Here is a 19407-nt window from a genome sequence, read left to right as displayed (position 1 = left end):
GCATTTTTCCAACACGATCAGGTCATGCATATGTTCCATTCGCTCCAGCGTCTTCGTCCTCTCGCGGTGGTGTCCGCCGCGCTGCTCATCGGCCTGACCGGCCTCACGCCGTTCACGTCCGCTTTCGCCGATGCCGGTCCGCCCGAAGTCGCGAGCGCGAAGACCGCGCTTGCCGCGCGTCATCCCGATGTGTCGGTCGGTCCGCAATACGACACGACCCACGTGTATGTCGCTTCGGCGGATCTGGACGCGTTCGTCAACAGCTTCATCGCGACGTTCGGCGGCAAGGCGTCGCCGCGCGCGGTCTTCACCGTCACGCCGACGCCGAGCCGCACCGCTTCGCAATATGTGCAGACGCCGGTGGGCATGCTCTCGGTGTTCGGCTTCGAAACGCCGGTGCCGTATCCGTTCGGCAATGAGCGCACCGGCTACCTCGTTACCAATATCGATCAGGCCGTGAAGGCCGCGCGCGCGGCGGGCGCGGACGTGCTCGTCGACAGCTTCGACGATCCGATCGGCAAGGACGCGATCATCCAGTGGCCGGGCGGTCTGACGATGCAGCTCTACTGGCACACCAAGGCGCCCAACTATGCGCCGCTGCAAAGCGTGCCGGATAACCGCGTGTACGTGTCGCGCTACGAGGCCGACAACTTCGTGCGCCGCTGGGTGCACTTTTCGCACGGCAAGGTGCTGTCCGACAATCCGCGTGCCGATGGCGGCGTGATCGGCCGTCCGGGCGAAACGATCCGCGAGATTCGCATCGCTTCGGGCTTTGGCCGCATGGTCGTGTTCGTCACCGACGGCAAGCTGCCGTTCCCGTTTGGCCGCGACACCACTGGCTATGCCGTCGACGATGTCGCGCAGACGCTGCAACGCGCGCAAGCGGCCGGCGCGAAGGTGCTGTATGCGCCGTATGCGTCCAATGGCAGCGCGGCGGGCAAGACCGCGATGCTCGAATTCCCGGGCGGATATATCGCCGAAGTACACGATGGCCGCTAAAGCGACCGCGATGCAGATGACGCAGACGATGCACGCAACGTCGGCGGCGGCGAATTCACGCAAGGTGGAGGCGACGGCGCGTGCTCGAACGGCGCGCCGTACCGCGCTGCGTGCGTGGCTTTTCGCCACGAGCGTGACGACGGGACTGGCAACGGGCCTGACTGCGGCTACGCCGGCTCTGGCCGCAGAGAGCGCGTCGGGCACCGCCGCGAATACGGCGAGCGCCACCAACACGGCGCTAGGCAGCGCCGACGACACAGCCCTCGTCAGCGCTCCCGCCACCAGCACGTCATGCGCGCGCCCAGCCGTGATGTTCAACCGCTGGCAGGAAAACTGGTCGGCGCTCGCGAATCCGTGCGTCCCGAAGCGTCCGTTCGATTCGCTGAAATACATCCCGCTGTTCGGCAATCCCGACGCGTACGTGTCGCTCGGCGTGGTGCTGCGCGAGCGGCTCGAAACCAACGACGCGCCGCTCTTCGGTCTCGGCTCGGGGCATGCCGACACGTATCTGCTGCAACGCCTCGAAGTGCATGCGGACGTGCGCCTCGGTCCCCACGTGCAAATCTTCACGCAACTCGAGGACGCGCATCCCTACGGCAAGAACACGGTCTCGCCCGTGGACAAGAATCCGCTCGACTTGCGTCAGGCGTTTGTCGCCATCGTGGAGCCGCTCGGGCCTGGCGTGATCAAGTTCCGCGTCGGCCGCCAGGAGATGGCGTTCGACTTGCAGCGCTTCATCTCCGTGCGCGACGGCCCGAACGTGCGCCAGGCGTATGACGCGATCTGGGCCGACTACGAGACCGGTCCGTGGCGCTGGATCGCCTACGCGACGCAGCCGGTCCAGTACCGCGACAACAGCGATTTCGACGATGTGTCGAACCGGCATCTCACGTTCAGCGGCGTGCGCGTGGAGCGCCAGGGCGTCGGTCCCGGCGACGTGTCCGCGTATTACTCGCGCTACAACCGCAGCAACGCGCGCTTTCTCGACGCGACCGGCGACGAGCATCGCGACGTGTTCGACGCGCGCTATGCGGGCAAGCTCGGTCACGTCGACTGGGACGTCGAGGGCATGTATCAGTCGGGGCATGTGGGCACGAAGACGATCGGCGCATGGGCGGTCGGCTCGCTCGCCGGCTACACGTTCGCGTCCGCGCCGTGGACGCCGCGCGTCGGCATCCAGGTCGATGCGGCATCGGGCGACAACCATCCGGGCGACGGCCGCGTCGGCACCTTCAATCCGCTGTTTCCGAACGGTTATTACTTCGCGCTCGCCGGCTACACCGGCTACGCGAACCTGATCCACGTGAAGCCCTCGCTCGTCGTCAAGCCGACCAGCAAGCTCTCGCTGCTCGCGGGCGTCGGTCTGCAATGGCGCGAGACGACCGCCGACGCGGTCTATCAGCAAGGCTCGGCGGTCGTGCCGGGCACGGCGGGACGCGGCAGCCGATGGACCGGTTTCTATACGCAACTGCGCGCCGACTGGGCCGTCACCGCGAATCTCGCGGCGGCGCTCGAAGCCGTGCATTTTCAGGTGGGACCGTCGCTGCGCGAACTCGGCGCGCGCAATGCCGACTATGTCGGCGCGGAGCTGAAGTTCGGCTGGTAGGTAAGAGAGAAGAAGAGAGCGGCAACGGGTCACGCATACAAAGGTCATCGCAATGAGCACTTCCGGTTTTTCGCTCGACGCCTCGCAACCGTCGGAGCTCGAGTTTCCTTATTCATCGCTCGAATACCGGCAACATCAAATGTTTCCGCGTCTGTCGGCGGCGGAGATTCAGAGCGTGCGGCGCTTTGCGCGGCCGATGAGCTTCAAGGCGGGCGAACTCATCTTCAAGACCGGCGAAGTCGCGCTCGGACTCTTCGTGCTGCTGCATGGACGCGTGCGGATTTTTTCGCGCGACAGCTTCGGCCGCTCGACGCTCGTCACCGAACACGACGACGGGCATTTCATGGCGGAGATGGCGCAACTGTCCGGCAAGCCGGCGCTGATCGACGGTCTCGCGCTGACGGACGCCGAGACGCTCGTGATCGAACCCGAGCGCCTGCGCGCGCTGATCGTCGCCGATGCGCAACTCGGCGAGCACATCATGCGTGCGCTGATCTTGCGGCGGCTCGGACTGATCGAGCAGGGCCTCGGGCCGATCATCGTCGGCAATGGCGACGATGCGCGGCTCGTCGGCCTGCAAGGCTTCCTGCGCCGCAATGCGTATCCGGCGACCGTGATCGACGCGCGCTCGGACCCGGAGGCGGTCGCGCTGCTCGGCGGCATGACGACCGGCCCCGGCGATTTTCCGCTGGTGTTCTGCCCGAACGGACATGTGCTGCGCGCGCCCGATGAAGCGCAACTCGCGTCGTGCCTCGGACTCGTGCCGACCTTCGAGCAGTCGCATCGCTACGACGTCGCGATTGTCGGCGCGGGTCCGGCCGGACTCGCCGCGTCGGTGTATGCGGCGACCGAGGGACTGTCCGTCGCCGTGTTCGATCAGCGTGCGCCTGGCGGCCAGGCGGGCGCGAGCTCGCGCATCGAAAACTATCTCGGCTTTCCCACCGGCATCTCGGGTCAGGCGCTCGCCGCGCGCGCATTCCAGCAGGCGCTCAAGTTCGGCGCGCATCTCGCGATTCCCGGCAAGGTCACGGAGGTGCGCCGCGATGACGGCATGTTCGCGCTGACGCTCGTCGACGGCCAGCGCATCAGTGCGCGCACGGTCGTGGTGGCGAGCGGCGCCGCGTATCGCAAGCCGACGGTGCCCGGCTTCGAGCGTTTCGAGGGACGCGGCACCTACTACTGGGCATCGACGATCGAAGCGAAGCTCGTCAAGGGGCAGGACATCGTGTTGATCGGCGGCGGCAATTCGGCGGGGCAGGCGGTGGTGTTTCTCGCCAACTTCGCGCGCAGCATCCGCATGCTGATTCGCGGCCGCGATCTCAACGCGAGCATGTCGAAGTATCTGATCGACCGGATCGGTTCGCTGCCCAACGTGTCGTTGTGCACAGGCTGCACGTTGAGCGAGCTCGAAGGCGACGAAGCGGGCCTCACTCAAGTGCGCGTGCGTCACGAAGCGAGCGGCGACGAAGAAGTCGTGGCCACGCGGCATCTGTTTCTCTTTATCGGCGCGGACCCGAAAACCGATTGGCTCACGGCGAGCGGCGTCGAACTCGACAATCGCGGCTTCGTCGTGACAGGAATCGCAAGAAGCGACGCGGGCGGCTCCGCGGCGGGCCTGCGCTATCCGCTCGAAACGAGCGTGCCGGGCATGTTCGCGGTCGGCGACGTGCGCTCGGATTCGGCGAAACGCGTGGCCGCGGCGGTCGGCGACGGCGCGGCGGTCGTCGCACAGATTCATGCGTATCTCAGCCAGCCGGCGAAAGTCGCGGCTCATTCCTGACGGAGCAGAAGATGAAGTCGTTTCAACGTAGCTGGACTTTGCATGCGGCCGCGCGTTGCATGATGATTTTGGGCATGGCCGCGGGCTTTTTAAGCAGTGCGGCGCTTGCGGCCGCGCCGCAAGTCAAGACACAAGGACCGGGCTTTTACCGGCTCATGCTCGGCAAGTTAGAAGTCACGGCGCTGCTCGACGGCACGCATCCGTTTCCCATCGACACTGTGATTGAAGACGTGTCGAAGGCCGAGATCGCGCGCGACCTCGAACGCGATTTTCTGAGCGCGCCGGTGCAAGGCTCGATCAACGCGTTTCTGATCAACACGGGCTCGAAGCTGATCCTGATCGACACCGGCGCGGGGGTGCTGTACGGCGATTGCTGCGGCAAGCTGCTCGCCAATCTGCGCGCGGCCGGGTATCGGCCCGAACAGATCGACGAAGTGTTGCTCACGCATCTGCACAAGGATCATGTCGGCGGGATCGTGATCAACAGTGCGAGCAGCGGCACGATGGCGTTTCCGAACGCGCTCGTGCGAGCAAGCCGGGCCGAAGCCGACTACTGGTTGAATCCGGCCAACAAAGCGAAAGCGCCGGCTTTTCTGAGCACCTTCTTCGACGCCGCGAGCGCAAGCGTCGCGCCGTATATCGCGGCGGGCCGCTTCAAACCGTTCGATGTCGACGTCGATAGCGATATCGAACTGGACGCAGGCATCCGCGCCATCGCGTTGCCTGGCCACACGCCTGGCCACACCGGTTATCTGATCGAGAGCGGCACGGAGCATCTGCTCGTGTGGGGCGACATCGTGCATGTGGCCGCGATCCAGTTGCAGAACCCGACAGCCTCGGTCGAATACGACACCGACGCCGCCGCTGCACAACGCTCGCGCCGCAGCGCGCTCGAACTCGCCGCGAATCGGCGCTACCTGATCGGCGCCGCGCATATCGCGTTTCCAGGCATCGGGCATATTCGAAAAAACGGCGGCACGTATGACTGGGTGCCGGTCAACTACGAGGCCGCGCCTGGCCACTGATGCGGCCACTGATGCGGCCACTGATGCAGCCGACCTTGCGAGGCGAGCCGCCTGCAACATGGACCACCGGCGCATAGTCAACACTCGAGGAGAATCGCGATGCACATCGAATCCCCCGCCAAGCAATGCACGAATGCAGCCAGGCACGAAGCGGGCGTGCATCGTGACGAATGCCGTGCAGCGCGCGACGAGCGCGAGCACGAACCTGAACATGAGCACGAATACGCGCGCGACGGCACCAGCGCGCCCATCTGGAATCACGTGATCGCACGGCTTCTCGCAGGCTATCGCGGCGACGCCGAAGGCGAGCCGTATCGCGTGCTGCCGCTCACGCGCGAGGCCGCCAACGGGCCGTCGCGGCATCGGCAGGTCGAGGTGATCGAGCGCCTGTCGGAGACGTCGATTGCGGTCCTCTGGCAGGACGCCACGCTGTGCCGTTATGCGGACCAGGTGTGGATCAGTTGCCGCGCGCGACTGAAGGGACGCTGCGCGCTGAGCGGCGCGACGATCCGCCGGAACGACATGATCTACAAGCCGAGAGTGCGCAGCGCGGTGCCGGTCAACGCCGCGGCGATGATTCTCGCGTCGGTGGTCGAGCTTCAGCATCCGCTCGTTCAGTACAAAAATTTTGAACGATAGGTTCAGTTTTTTCCGCGCATGCGTGATTACTGTTGGTCTAGACTTCGGGGACTCATCGCCGGGTAGCCATTGCCCGGCAGCATCTTCATCCCTCGTGCTCTGGATACCGCCTCATGATCCGCATCGGCCCGCTTCAGGTGGACCTGGCCAGTCGGGAACTGCTTCTCGACGGACAACCCGTGCGCATCGGCAGCCGCGCATTCGACATGCTCGCCGTCCTGATCGCCGCAAAAGGCGAACTGGTGTCGAAGAACGACATGTTGAAGGAAGTGTGGCCCGACACCATCGTCGAAGAAAATAATCTGCAGGTTCATATGTCCGCGCTGCGCAAGGTGCTGGGCGAGAGCCGCGGACTCATACAGACCGTCTCGGGCCGCGGCTACCGGCTCGTCGCGCGGCAATCGCCGGTGCGGCACGCGAGCGGCGTGACGTTGAGCGGTTTCGGCCGCGACCTGCAGGCGGCCAACGACCGCCAGAGCGCGGCCGCTCACATCCCGCACAATCTGCCCGCGAGCTTCTCGCCGCTGATCGGCCGCGACGACGCGCTGCGCGACGTCGCGCAGGCGCTCGCATCGGCGCGTCACGTCACGCTGCTCGGCGCGGGCGGCATCGGCAAGACGCGTCTTGCGGTCGAAGTCGCGCGCCGCCTGCTCGACGCGTATCCGGACGGCGTCTATCTGATCCCGCTTGCATCGACGTCGGACGCGAACAGCGTGCTCGCGATGTTCGCCGCGAGCGTCGGCGTCAGCAAGGCGAGCGGTCCGCTCACGCTCACGCGCGTCAGCAGCGAGTGGGGCGAGCGGCGCGTGCTGTGCGTGATCGACAATTGCGAGCATGTGCTCGGCCCGGCCGCCGAACTCGCCGACGCGCTGCTGAATGCCGGTCCGGGCGTACGCGTGCTGACCACGAGCCGCGAGCCGCTGCGCCTCGCGCAAGAGCACTTGTACTGGGTCGCCTCGCTCGATGTTCCCGCGCACGACGATCAAAGCCAGCAGGTACTCGAGCGCAGCGCCGTGCAGTTGTTCCTGTCGCGCGCCCGTGCGATGGACGCGCGTTTTTCGTCCGACGAACGCAGCATTCAATTGACCGGCACCGTATGCCGCCGGCTCGACGGCATACCGCTTGCGATCGAACTTGCGGCCGCGCGCGCGGCGACGCTCGGCATCGAAACACTCGCGGATCATCTGGACGACCGCTTCGACATGCTGACGGGCGGCAACCGCACGGCGCTGCCGCGGCATCAGACCTTGAAGGCCACGCTCGACTGGAGCCACGGCCTGCTCGACGACGCCGAACGCGCGACGCTGCGCAGGCTCGGCATCTTCGTCAACAGTTTTTCAATCGACGCGGCCATTGCCGTCGCCGCGGACTCTGGCTTGCAGCAAGCCGGGGTGATCGCGGCGGTCTCGGGGCTCGTCGAAAAGTCGCTGGTGGTCGCGCGCGTGGAGCGCGGCAAGGCGAGCTATCGGCTGCTCGAAACCACGCGTGCGTACGCGCTGCAAAAGCTCGACGACAACGGCGAGCGGCGCGCGGTCACGCTCAATCACGCGCGCTATTTCACCGGCTTGCTCGAGCGTCATATGTCGGCGGAAGCGCGCTTGTCGGAAGGCGATGCCGATGCCGACGCCGACCGTTGGCATGCGCGCATGCGCGGCTGGCTCGACGATCTGCGCGCGGCGCTCGGCTGGGCGCTTTCGTCGAAAGGCGACGACGCGCTCGCGGAAAAACTCGCGGTCAAGGTGGTCGCGTTGTTGTACGAGCTTTCGCTGGTGGACGAATGCTGCGCGTGGGCGCGCCGCGCGCTGGAAAGCGTCGCGCATACGCATGGCGCGTCGGGGTCGACCCGGCATCTGCGGGTGCGCATGCAACTGCTCGCGGCGCTCGGTGCGGCGCTCGTCTACGTCAACGGACCGAACCGCGAAACGCTCGCGGTCTGGGCCGAGGTGCTGGCGCTCGCCATCGCGCTTGCCGACCGCGCATTCGAAGCGCGCGCGTTGTGGGGCATGTGGAACGCGAGCCAGTCGTCGGGCGCGGCGCGCAATGCGCTGGCGTTCGCGCATCGGTTTGCGTCGCTCGCGGCGCAGACCGGCGACACGAGCAACGGCATTCTCGCCGCGCGGCTTCTCGGCATAGCGTGGCACTACGCGGGCAATCAGCAGCAGGCGCGCGCGTCGCTCGAACGCTTTCTGCTGCAAGCGGATACGCTGCAGCACGGTTTGCCGCTCGGTCAATCCATCGATCAGGGCGTGGTCGGCCGCGCGACGCTTGCACGGCTGCTGTGGTTTCAGGGCGCGCGCGACGAGGCGCTCGATCTCGCGCAAGCCTGCGTCGCGAGCGCGTGCGCGGAAGACCAGGCGATCGTCACCTGCTACGTGCTCGTCGAAGCGGAGATTCCACTCGCGTTGCTGTCGGGTCAACGCGAGCGGGCCGCAGACGCCATCGCGTTGCTGCGCGATGTATCGGCGCGCACGGGCCTCGGTGTCTCTCAAGCGTGCGCGCGCTGTTTCCACGAGTACCTGCGTTCATTCGACGACGTGAGCCCCGCGCGTCTCCAGGCATTTCGCGCGGCGCTCGACGAACTCGACGCGCTCGAATACGCCGCGCAACGCGCGATGCTGGTCGCGCAGTACGCGCTCGCATTGGGCCGCGCGGGACGGCGCGAGGAAGCCCTCGCCGCGGTGACGCGCGCGCTGGCCCAATGCGACGAAAGCGGCGACCATTGGTATGTGGTCGAACTGCGGCGCGTGCAGGGCGAGTTGCTGCTTCAGGATGCCGATGTGTTTTCAATTGGCAGCGCCGCGATGGATGCGAACGCGTGCCTGACGGCGGCAATGGAGGAATCGCTCGCGCAAGGCTGCGCTTCGTTGCAGTTGCGCGCGGCCACCAGTCTCGGCCGCCTGTGGTGCGCGCAAGGGCGTGCTGCCGATGCGGTGCGCCTGATCGAATCGGCGTGCGCGAAACTCACGCAGGGGCTCGATTTCGACGATTTCCGGGCGGCGCTGCAACTGCTCGAAACCGCGAGGGCTTCGGCCGCGATGGTGCCGCAATGCGCGCACAGCGAAGGCGAGGCGCGTGTGCCGCCTGTCAGGCATTCGCGGCAGCCGAGAGTGAGCGAAGGATGCTAGCCGGCGCGCGGCATTGGCTTTGAGCGGCCTGGGTTATGCCCGAGTCACGCCTGAGTCACGGGTGCGTCTGCATCACGGCGGACTGATCTGCATGTCGAGCATTTGCCGTTGCACGGCCTGGTCGACCAGGTCGGGATGATCGAGGCGCTCGACCCACCAGCGCAGCGCCTTGCCCGTCTCGTCGTCGCGCCATGCCAGATAAAAATGCGTGATCTCGCGCATGCCGAGCACTTCTTTCTGCACCAGGTCGCCGTTCCTGAGCGCCTCGACGGCGAGGCATTCGGGGATCGTGCCGGCAGCGAGCCCGCGCAACTGCGCGGCGAGCTTGGTTCCGAGCGTCGGCACGGTCAGCACTTCCTGATTGTCGGCAAGCGCGATGGTGCGCGGCGCGAGTTTGCGCGACGTATCGCCGATCGCCACCGCGCGATAGCGCGCGACCACGTCGAGCGTCAGCGGTCCGGGCATGCTTGCGAGCGGATGATCGGGCGCGACCACGAATACGTGCCGCAATGAGCCGATCGGCTTTGCGACGAGATTCGGAATCGGCGGCGGATCGCCCGCGGCGCCGACAATCAGATCCGCGCGGCGCGTGAGCAGCGCGTCCCACGACCCGCCCAGCACTTCCGTCGACAGATTCAGGCGCGTGTCGAGCTTGAGCTTATAAAACTCGCCGACGTGATCCCACAGCAGCGCGAACGGAATGATCTCGTCGACGGCGACGTACAGGTCGGACTCCCAGCCTTGCTCGATGCGCTTCGCCTTGCATTCCAGATCTTCTGCTGCGGCCAGCAAACGGCGGCCTTCCTCGACGACCACGCGCCCCGCATGCGTGAGCGTGGCGCGCCGGCCACTGCGATCGAACAGCTTGACGCCGAGATCGAGCTCGAGCTTCTGCACCAGATACGTGAGCGACGACGGCACCTTATGCAGCGTTTCCGCGGCGCTCGCGAAGGTGCCGGTTCGATCGACGGCGTCAAGCACCTGAAGGACTTCAAAGGAAAGATTCATGACGAAGAAGGGCGAAGGACGACATCCATTCGAGCCGGGCGGCTGAAGCGCTCAGCATACTGGATTTCATCGCAGGCGCGGTGGCTGGCGCGCCGGCTTCTTCGTTGTTGTCTGTTCTTTTGTTGACGGCGCTAGGCCGTGCGATTGTCGGACGACCAGGCCGCGTGCGGGGCGGCAGTGGTGTCGACGGCCCGGCGCGCCGGCATGTTCGCGGGACGCTTCGCGAGCCGTTCGAACTCGGTCACGTCGTGACTGCAAAACACGCTCACCGCCTGGCTCGTCAATGCGAGGTCGCGCAACCGGCTTTGATTATCGAAGCGCGCCGCGCGATCTTTTTCGAGCATCCACTGATAAAAGCGCAGCCCCGGCGTGCAATGCGGTTTTGCATGCATTTCGGCGTGATGGAAATAGGCGTCGGCCGCGTTGAACAGCCACCGGTCGCCCGTCGTATTTACGGCGATGCCCGCATGACCGAACGTGTGTCCGCGCAACGGCACGACGAGCAATTCGGGCGGCAGTCCGTCGAATTGCTGCACGCGCGAAAAGCCATTCCACGTTTCGCCTTCGCTTGCCTGATACACGCGCCATTTCGCGGACGTCGACCACTGCTGCGGACGAAACCGCTGCCGGTCCATCCACGTTCTTTGCTCGAACGCGTAATCGCGCTCGACGCGCAACAGGTGCACGGTGGCGTGCGGAAAGTCGTCGAGGCCGCCCGCATGATCGAAGTCGAGATGGCTCAGCACGATATGCGTGACGTCGCGCGGATCGAAACCGAGCCGCTGAATCTGGCGGATCGCGGTCATTTCCTCGCGGAAAATCCGGGCTCACGAGTCCGAGAAAAAAACGGCTGATCCGCGAGCGCGGATCGGCGACGTCGCGCAGACCGAAGCCGGTGTCGACCAGCACGAGCCCCGCGGAAGTTTCGACCAGCAGGCAGTGGCAGGTGAGCAACCCGCGCTCGGCGAGCGAACGCGTGCGTCCGTCCATCAGGCGGCCGCCCAGCGGGCAGGTCGAAATGCAGTTGAGATGGTGCACGATCATCGCATTCGTCCCGTAACGGAAGGGGAAGGAGTGATGCAACGTCGCGCAAGCGCTATACCTGGTCGTGCGAGAGCTGCTATGGGTTCGGCGCGGCTCGCTTCGCGTTAGTGACGTTCGCCACATTCGCCACATTCGCGAAATATTCCGCGGCCATCAGGCGGAATGCGGTGACGGCGGGATTGTCCTGATCCGCGCGCCAGGCCATGCTCATTTCCGCGTGGATCGTGTTGCCGGCGATATGCCGGAACTCGACATTGTCGTAATGAAACCGTTGCGCAGACGCGGGCAGAATCGCGAGGCCGAGTCCCGCGCGAACCAGCGACAGAATCGTGGGCGTCTGATCGATGTATTGCGCGATGTTCAGATTCACGCCTTCGGCCGCGAGCATGCCCATGATGCGGTCATGAAAGTATTTGCCTTGCGCGGGCGAATGCATGATGAACGGCTGCTCGTCGAGCTGCTTCAGTTCGATCCGCTCGAACTGGCACAACGCGTGGCGCCTCGGCAGCGCGACGATCAACGGCTCTTCGTCGACGAGAAGAAACTCCAGCTTTTGCCTCGATTGCAACGGACGCAGAAAGCCGAGGTCGATTGCATTCGCGGCGAACGCTTCGATCTGCGCGGCGGAAACGAGTTCGAGCAGTACGACGTCGATCTCGGGCAGCACGTCGGCGGCGGCGACCAGCAACTCGGGAATCAGCTCATAACCGGCCGCGCCAGTGAAACCGAGCCGCACGCGCCCCGTCTTGCCCTTGCTCGCGCGCCGTACGGTGCTTTCGGCCTGCTCGGCAAGATTGAGCAGACGCGTCGCGTCGGCGAGAAACACGCGGCCTTCGGTGGTCAGCTTGACGGTGCGGCCAATGCGTTCGAACAGCTTCACGCCGAGGTTGTCCTCGAGCAGTTGAATCTGTCTGCTCAATGGCGGCTGGGTCATGTGCAGCAGCGCGGCAGCGCGTCTGAAATTCAGTTCTGTCGCCGCGGCGACGAAGCAACGCACTTGTCCGAGATCGAGCATTCTTGTATCGGCATGGAAGGGAAGTCGACGCTCATTATAGGTGCGCGCGCTCCCCATCCGATCCGGACGCCGCGGCGAGCCGCGGGCCGGTGCTGCATCACGTCGCTGCGTCAGGTCGCTGCATCACGTCGTGAGACTGCCCTCGGGACGCTGCCCGGCGAGCGCCTGTTCGAGGCTTGCCAGCACCATTTCGCCCATCGCGGTGCGCGATTCGACCGTGGCGCTCGCGCGATGCGCCTGCAAAACAACGCGGTCCATGTCGAAGAGCGCGGGCGGCACGTTTGGTTCGTCGACGAACACGTCGAGTCCCGCGCCCGCGATCACGCCGCCTTGCAGCGCCTGCACGAGGTCGCTTTCCACGACGAGCTTGCCGCGCGCGACGTTGATCAGGTAGCCGTTCTTGCCGAGCGCATCGAGCACGGCGGCATTGACGATGCCTTGCGCCTTGTCGGCGGCGGCGGCCAGCACGAGAAAATCGCAACCGCGCGCGAGCGACAGCAGATCGGCGACGAACGGATGCGGCACATCGTCCATGCGGCGCAAATCCGTGTATGAGATCGGGCAGTTGAACGCGCTCGCGCGCTGCGCAATCGCACGCCCAACCTTGCCCATTCCGACGATACCGACGCGCTTGCCGCTCAAGCGGCGCGACAGCGGCAACGCGCCCGGATGCGGATTCTTCTGCCAGTTGCCCGATTTGACGAACTCGTTGCCCGCGCAGATTTCGCGGCATACCGCGAGCATCAGACCAATCGCGAGGTCGGCGACATCTTCCGTCAACGCACCGAACGTCGCTGTCACCGGAATGCCGCGGGAGCGCGCGAATGCCAGATCCACTGCATCGGTGCCCACGCCGTTGACCGCGATCACTTCCAGAGCGGGCAAGCGCTCGATCAGGTCGTTCGAAATGCCGGTGTGGCCGCCTGTGATAACGCCTAGGATCGACGCGCCGTGCTCACTGATATAGGCATCCTTATCATTTTGTTCGAAGAGGCGATGCACCGTGTAGCGCGATGCGAGCGTGTCGTTGATCGCGGGAATCAGAATGGGGTTCAGTTGCAGAATGTTCGGTTTCAAAGCGGCGCTCCTTGTTGTAGTCGACGATCCGGCCGGCGCGGCGAGCGGCGCACGCATCCAGTCGCGATGTCGGCGGATGATGGGCCCTTTCACGAATCGCGTCCAATCCCAAAACGCTATCAGTTGATCCACGGATCGAAGCGTAACGGCGCGCTCGCCGGTGATTCAATCCAGGCATCAATTAATAGCGAGAAAAGATTGGACGGCCCATGACACCGCCCGCAGAATCGAAGCATCGGAAGGAGCATTCCTTCGGCTGCTTCCTCAAGGGAAGCGGCTAATAAGTTCTAAATACATCGGAGACAAAGCGTGAAAACATGCCGCTGCATGACGCCTCTCGCTGCATCAGGTTTTTTACCGATGCACCCGCCGTTGCACTCGCAATTGCATTCCCGTCCCGACGCAAGCTCGCGAGGGACTCGCCATGAATAATGCGGAGAGTGTGGTCGCGGATGCGAAAGCCGCGCCGCTTGCGCAAAAGCGCACGGGCCACCGCTGGATCGTGATGGGGCTGATCTTCTGCATCTGGGCGATTGCCTGCGCGGACCGCGCCAATTTCGGCTTTGCGCTGCCGTACCTGAAAAAGGAATACGGCATCACGAACACGCAGGCGGGACTCATCGTGAGTCTCTTTTCGTTTGCGTACGGCTTCGTGCAGATACCCGTCGGCCTGCTTTACAAGCGGCTCAGTGAAAAGACCACGGGCTTTCTGTTTTCGGTCTTCATGATTCTCACGTCGGTATTTACCGGGCTGATGGGCACGACGTCGTCGGTGTTTCTGCTCCAGGCGTACCGCGTCGGTCTCGGGTTATCCGAGGGTCCGTTGGGGATCGGCTGCACGAACGTGATCAACCGCTGGTTTCCCGCGAAAGAGAAGGGCACGGCCACCGGCCTGTGGATCGCCGCGTCCAAGCTCGGGCCGCTGATCGTGCCGTCGGTGTGCATCGTCGTGATCCAGTTGTGGGGATGGCGCGAGATCTTTTATGTTTTCGCGGTGCCGGGCCTTGTGCTTGCTGTCGTGTGGATGGTTCTCGTCACGAATTCGCCCAGTGAAAACCGCTTCTGTTCGGAAGCCGAGCAGCGCTATATCGCCGACGATACCCCGCGCCAGGGCCGGGGCGCCACCGCGTCGCGCCGCAATGAAGTCGCGCGTATTCCGTATCTCGACGCGTTCAATCGGACCAGGCCTGTCGCGCAACTCGAGACGATCCGCCAGGTGTTCGGATCGTGGAATATTCTGGGCGTCGCGATCGGCTATGGCTGCATGATCGGCATCGGCAATATTTTCATGTCGTGGATGCCGACGTACCTCGTCACGGTCAAGGGTTTTGCGTCGGTAAAAATGGGCTTTCTCGCGTCGGCGCCGTTTATCGGCGCGGTGGCCGGCAACATGCTCGGCGGCGTCATATCGGACCGGCTGCTCGCCGGCCGCCGCAAGCCGATGATGATGCTCGGCGCGCTCGGCACCATGCTGATGATGCTGCTGCTGATCGACGCGCCGGACAGCGTCGCGTATCTCGGCGTCGCGCTGATGCTCGCGGGCCTGATGCTTGGCATCGGCTTCGCCGGTTATTCCGCGTACCCGATGGGACTCGCGACCAAGTCCACTTATCCGACGGCCTTCGGCATCGTTAACTGTGTCGGGCAGATTGGCGGCGCATGCGCTCCGCTTGTCGTCGGCATTCTGCTCGACAAGTTCAGTTGGACGAGCGTGTTTCTGTATATGGTCGGCACGGCGCTGCTGTGTCTGCTGCTGCTCTTCAGCGTGGCCGAGCCGATTGCGACGCGGCGCGGTGACGGGCCGCAAGCGCGCGCGAAGTAGCAGGGCCACGCGAGGCGTATGACGCAGGTTTAAGCGCTCAATCGAAGTCGAACACGTCGAAAATCGAGCGCTTTTTCTTGTGCGTCCGATAACCCGATCGATGATCGTCGTAACGGCGTTGATCGTCGTAGACATGCCCGCGATCGCGATCCCGATAGTCGTCGTGGCTCGGGCGCGCGTGGGCAGGCGGGGCTGGCGCGGCTGGCGCGGCTGTTTCGGCGGCGTCTTGCGCGATCAGCTTGTCGAGCTCGCCGCGGTCGAGCCACACGCCGCGGCACTGGGGACAGTAGTCGATTTCGATCGAGCGGCGCTCGGTCATCAGCAGGTCAGGCGTTTTGCAAGCAGGGCATTTCATGGTGTCGCTCCTTGTTACGAGAGGTGGAAACGCTCATCGAGCGGTGCCCGCAGCGCGCTTCGACTTCGAGCGGCGCACGAGCATGTTCACTGCCTCGACGAACGCGGAGAAAGCCATCGCCACGTAGATATAGGCCTTCGGCACATGCGTTCCAAAGCCTTCCGCAATCAGCGTCATGCCGATCACGAGCAGGAAGCTCAATGCGAGCGTGACGATGGTCGGATTGCGGTCGATGAATTGCGACAGCGGGCGCGCCGCGAACAGCATCGCCATGACCGCGCTGATGACCGCGAGGAACATGATCGGCAAATGGTCGGTCATGCCGACCGCCGTGATGATGCTGTCGACTGAAAACACGATATCGAGCAGCAGGATCTGGCCGATGGCGCTCGCCACGGTCAACTGAACGGTGCTGCCCGCGCTGCGGTCTTCGTGGTCCGCCTGCGCGTGCACGACGTGATGGTGCATTTCACGCGTCGCTTTCCACACGAGGAACAGGCCGCCGCCAAGCAGAATCAAATCGCGCCATGAAAACGCGTGGTCGAACAGCGTGATCGCGGGCGCGGTCAGTTGCGCGATCCATGCGACCGTGCCGAGCAGGCCGAGCCGCAGCACGAGCGCGAGCATGATGCCGAGACGCTGCGTGCGCGCACGCTGCGCCACGGGCAGCTTGTTGCTGAGGATCGAGATGAAGATCAGGTTGTCGATGCCGAGCACGATCTCCATCACGACGAGCGTGAGAAGCGCGACCCATGCGGCGGGATCGGCAGCGAGTGTGAGCAGGGTGTCCATGAGTTTGTCGGCGAATGGGGTTGAATAACGGTGGAATAGCGATGCGATAGCGATCATGATCGCCCAATGCGTGGATCGGATAAACCAGTGTTAAGCTGATCGACATATCAGTTTTTCCGAAGCTAATTTATATCGGCCGTGCCATGCTCAACTACCGTCACCTGTACTATTTCTGGATCGTCGTGAAGGAGGGCGGCTTTGCGCGCGCAGCCGAGCGGCTCGATATGGCGGTTCAGACCATCAGCGCGCAGGTGCGCGAACTCGAAAAATCCATCGGGCGGCAATTGCTGAAACCGGCCGGCCGCGGCGTCGCGATGACCGAAGCCGGTGAGACCGCGTTCAGCCGCGCGGAGCAGATTTTTCAGCTCGGCGAGGCGCTGCTCGACGACATGCAAGAGGCGGGCGGCGAAGGCGTCGCGCGCCTTGCGGTCGGCCTGTCCGATGGCATTTCAAAGCTCGCGGCGCATGCGCTTCTCGCGCCCGTGCTCGGCACGCCGTCGCTCAGGCTGCTGTGTCACGAGGGAGAGCCCGCGCAGTTGCTGTCCGAGCTCGCGCTGCATCGGCTCGATCTGGTGCTCGCTTGCCAGCCGGCGCCGCACAATTCCGATCTGCGTGTGCTGAGTCAGCGGCTCGTCGGCTCGCCCGTCGACTGGTACGGTCCTGCGGAAATCGTGCGCAAATCCGCGCGCGCGAGTTTTCCGCACTGTCTTGCCGATTTGCCCGTGCTACTGCCCACGCGTCACGCCGCGTTGCGAGCGCGGCTCGATCGCTGGTTCGATTCGCACGGCATCCGGCCGCGCGTCGTCGGCGAGTTCGAGGACAGCGCGCTGATGGCCGTCTTCGCCGCGCGCGGCCTCGGCGTGTTTCCGCTCGCCGAACTGGGCGCGGAAGAGTTGTCGCTGCTGCGCGGTTTGCGCCCGCTCGGCCGCGCGGACGGCGTGGTCGAAGAGATTCACGCAATCCGCTCGCGCCGCGGGCAGCATCATGCGCTGGCTTCTCAGGTGATGGCGAGCGCGCGCTCGTAGTTGCGCATCACATGCGACGGAAAGCCGTGGCGACGTGCGACCGGTTTCAGTTGGTGTCCCCACGCATCGAACACCGCGGCGAGCAGCGCGATTTCGCCGTCCGCGAGATAGTCGTCAGCGACCGTCACCGCGACGCATAGGCGGATGACCTTGCGGCGCAGCGCGGGATCGTCTATTTCGTCGATCAGCGTGGCGAGCAGCGCGGTGTCCAGGCGGCCCATCGGTGGCGCGGACGATAGCTGCGCGATCGAGCGGTCCTCGCACAGCGTCTGCAGGATCTGCGCGAACTGCGCCGGCGCGAGGCCGAGTTCGCCGGCTATGTCGAGCTTCTCGAGTGCGCGTTCTTCCGAACTGCACACATGGCCGTCCGAAGTGAGCGCAAGCGCGACGATACGCGCTGCTGCCTCTTTGCTGTTAAGCGGATAGCTTCGCATGATCGGGTCCTTTCTCGGACAATGTCCGTGTTGATGATGAGCCCAGTCTGCGGCAGTATCCGTATCGGATAAACCTGTCAATCGCGAAGTTAAGGTGCGGAAAATGCGAAGTGTCACGAACCGCCGTTGCCGCGCGGTTTTCAGCGTCGGCGTCGGCGTGAGCGTCGGCGGCATGCGCGTGCCTGACGCATGCGCGCATGCCTGAAGCCGCAGTCCGTTATAAAAGGCCCAGTTGCCGTGCTGTCGCATCGACGGCCTTTTTCGCCTTCGCAACGATCTCGTCGATTTCCTCCCTGCTGATCACGAGCGGCGGCGACAGCAGCATGCGGTCGCCGGTTGCGCGCATGATCAGATTGCCGTTGAAGCAGAAGTCGCGGCAGAGCGTGCCGACATCGCCGCCATTCGCAAAGCGTTTGCGCGATGCAGGTTGTTCCGCGAGTTGCAAGCCGGCCACGAGTCCGGCGCCGGCAATGTCGCCGACAATCGGATGATTGGCGAACGTCTCACGCAGTTTTTTCTGGAAGTACGGACCGGTGTCCGTCTTCACGCGCTCGACAATGTTCTCGTCGCGCAGCAACCTGAGGTTCGCTACCGCAACGGCTGCGGCCACGGGATGACCGGAGTAGGTGAGGCCGTGATTGAACTCGCCGTTGTCGATAATCGCGGTTGCGATGCGATCGTGCAAACCGACGGCGCCCATCGGCACATAGCCGCTCGTGAGCCCCTTGGCGAGCGTGATGAGATCGGGCTCGAAACCAAAGTGCTGATGAGCGAACCATTCGCCGGTGCGCCCGAATCCGCCGATCACTTCGTCCGCGACTAGCAGCACGTCGTATTTGCGGCAAATACGCTGAATTTCCGGCCAATAAGTCGACGCGGGAAAGATCACGCCGCCCGCGCCCTGGAACGGCTCGCCGATAAACGCGGCCACGTTTTCAGCGCCAAATTCGAGGATCTTTGCTTCGAGTTGCTGCGCGCGAGCCAGCGCGAATTCCTCGGGCGTCTGGCCGCTTTCTGCTTCGCCGAAGAAATACGGTTGATCGATATGCACGATGTTCTCGACTTTCGACGGCATCTGCTCATGCATATAACCCATGCCGCCGAGCGTCGCGCCTGCGATGGTCGAGCCGTGATAACCGTTTCTGCGCGCAATCACGATCTTCTTCGAATGCCGGCGCTGCGTGGCCCAGTATTGATGAACGATGCGCAGCACCGTATCGTTGCCTTCCGAGCCGCTATTGCAGTAGAAAAAGTGATTGAACGGCTCGGGCGCGAGTTCGGCGAGTAAGGCAGACAACTCGATTATCGGCGGGTGCGTGGTCTTGAAGAACGTGTTGTAGTAGGGCAGTTCCTGCATCTGCCGATAGGCCGCATCCGCGAGTTCCTTGCGCCCGTATCCGACGTTGACGCACCAAAGACCCGCCATGCCGTCGATAATTTTGTTGCCATCCGAATCCCACAGATACACGCCGTGCGCTTTCACGATCACGCGACTGCCGCTGCGATTGAGCGCGCCCATATCAGAGAACGGATGAATGTGGTGAGCGGCATCGAGTGCGCGGAAATCGGCGGTAGTGCGTTGCTGCGCGGCAGGCGTGTTCGCCGCGAATTGCGCCGGCTGCATGTAAGCGATGTCTTCTGTCCGGTAACTCATGTTGCCT

At 64.3% G+C, this 19407-nt stretch carries 15 protein-coding genes and 1 pseudogene; 8 read left to right on the top strand and 8 right to left on the bottom strand.

Features of this window, described 5'->3' with window-relative positions; genetic code table 11:
* Window positions 1–30: 30 nt before the first annotated feature.
* From ABIE53_RS11030 to ABIE53_RS11005, 6 genes are all read left to right on the top strand, one after another.
* A complete protein-coding gene (locus ABIE53_RS11030; protein WP_192698868.1) occupies window positions 31–999 on the top strand; it encodes a VOC family protein in 969 nt (322 codons plus the stop codon).
* Window positions 989–2605 carry an alginate export family protein gene (locus ABIE53_RS11025; RefSeq protein ID WP_244230927.1) on the top strand — a complete coding sequence of 539 codons (1617 nt, stop codon included), beginning with the start codon at window positions 989–991 and terminating at the stop codon, window positions 2603–2605. The genes ABIE53_RS11030 and ABIE53_RS11025 overlap by 11 nt, the downstream gene beginning before the upstream one ends.
* Before the next feature lie 52 nt (window positions 2606–2657).
* Complete coding sequence (locus ABIE53_RS11020; protein ID WP_006049053.1) at window positions 2658–4385, top strand: FAD-dependent oxidoreductase; 1728 nt, start codon at window positions 2658–2660, stop codon at window positions 4383–4385.
* 11 nt (window positions 4386–4396) lie between these two features.
* A complete protein-coding gene (locus ABIE53_RS11015) occupies window positions 4397–5410 on the top strand; it encodes an MBL fold metallo-hydrolase (protein WP_114156143.1) in 1014 nt (337 codons plus the stop codon).
* Between the two features lie 99 nt (window positions 5411–5509).
* Window positions 5510–6049 (top strand): DUF3331 domain-containing protein, encoded by a 540-nt coding sequence (locus ABIE53_RS11010; protein WP_029968496.1) that lies wholly within the window; start codon window positions 5510–5512, stop codon window positions 6047–6049.
* Between the two features lie 113 nt (window positions 6050–6162).
* Window positions 6163–9174: an ATP-binding protein gene (locus ABIE53_RS11005; protein WP_114156142.1), complete on the top strand. Its 3012-nt coding sequence runs from the start codon at window positions 6163–6165 to the stop codon at window positions 9172–9174.
* 72 nt (window positions 9175–9246) lie between these two features.
* On the opposite strand, the gene ABIE53_RS11000 is transcribed toward ABIE53_RS11005, so the two are convergent.
* The 4 genes and pseudogenes from ABIE53_RS11000 to ABIE53_RS10985 form a co-directional block, all read right to left on the bottom strand.
* On the bottom strand, window positions 9247–10182 hold the full coding sequence (locus tag ABIE53_RS11000) for a LysR family transcriptional regulator (RefSeq protein ID WP_006049049.1): 936 nt from the start codon (window positions 10180–10182) through the stop codon (window positions 9247–9249).
* Window positions 10183–10313: 131 nt separating this feature from the next.
* Window positions 10314–11226 (bottom strand): annotated as a pseudogene (locus tag ABIE53_RS10995) (MBL fold metallo-hydrolase).
* 76 nt (window positions 11227–11302) lie between these two features.
* Window positions 11303–12241 carry a LysR family transcriptional regulator gene (locus ABIE53_RS10990; protein ID WP_114156141.1) on the bottom strand — a complete coding sequence of 313 codons (939 nt, stop codon included), beginning with the start codon at window positions 12239–12241 and terminating at the stop codon, window positions 11303–11305.
* A 123-nt stretch (window positions 12242–12364) separates the two neighbouring features.
* Window positions 12365–13318, bottom strand: coding sequence for a 2-hydroxyacid dehydrogenase (locus ABIE53_RS10985; RefSeq protein WP_107707780.1), 954 nt, complete (start codon window positions 13316–13318; stop codon window positions 12365–12367).
* Window positions 13319–13742: 424 nt separating this feature from the next.
* On the opposite strand from ABIE53_RS10985, the gene ABIE53_RS10980 reads away from it, so the two are divergent.
* Window positions 13743–15140: an MFS transporter gene (locus ABIE53_RS10980; RefSeq protein WP_107707779.1), complete on the top strand. Its 1398-nt coding sequence runs from the start codon at window positions 13743–13745 to the stop codon at window positions 15138–15140.
* A gap of 37 nt (window positions 15141–15177) precedes the next feature.
* Here ABIE53_RS10980 and ABIE53_RS10975 read toward each other — a convergent pair whose 3' ends face one another.
* Entirely contained in the window at window positions 15178–15495 is a 318-nt protein-coding gene (locus tag ABIE53_RS10975; RefSeq protein WP_107707778.1) for a TFIIB-type zinc ribbon-containing protein, read from the bottom strand.
* A 33-nt stretch (window positions 15496–15528) separates the two neighbouring features.
* A complete protein-coding gene (locus ABIE53_RS10970) occupies window positions 15529–16287 on the bottom strand; it encodes a TerC family protein (protein WP_044020922.1) in 759 nt (252 codons plus the stop codon).
* Window positions 16288–16430: 143 nt separating this feature from the next.
* On the opposite strand from ABIE53_RS10970, the gene ABIE53_RS10965 reads away from it, so the two are divergent.
* A complete protein-coding gene (locus ABIE53_RS10965; RefSeq protein ID WP_006049042.1) occupies window positions 16431–17312 on the top strand; it encodes a LysR family transcriptional regulator in 882 nt (293 codons plus the stop codon).
* Here the strand turns inward: ABIE53_RS10965 and ABIE53_RS10960 are convergent.
* Together ABIE53_RS10960 and ABIE53_RS10955 are read right to left on the bottom strand one after the other, a co-directional pair.
* The gene (locus ABIE53_RS10960) at window positions 17285–17746 is read right to left on the bottom strand and encodes a tellurite resistance TerB family protein (RefSeq protein WP_107707777.1); all 462 of its coding nucleotides are present in this window, start codon (window positions 17744–17746) and stop codon (window positions 17285–17287) included. The genes ABIE53_RS10965 and ABIE53_RS10960 overlap by 28 nt on opposite strands.
* 217 nt (window positions 17747–17963) lie before the next feature.
* Window positions 17964–19400 (bottom strand): aspartate aminotransferase family protein, encoded by a 1437-nt coding sequence (locus ABIE53_RS10955; RefSeq protein ID WP_107707776.1) that lies wholly within the window; start codon window positions 19398–19400, stop codon window positions 17964–17966.
* Between the last annotated feature and the right edge of the window lie 7 nt (window positions 19401–19407).

Origin of the sequence: Paraburkholderia sp. OAS925 (assembly GCF_040543975.1) — a bacterium.
GTDB lineage: Bacteria > Pseudomonadota > Gammaproteobacteria > Burkholderiales > Burkholderiaceae > Paraburkholderia > Paraburkholderia graminis.
This window is presented reverse-complemented; position numbering and strand designations above follow the sequence as displayed.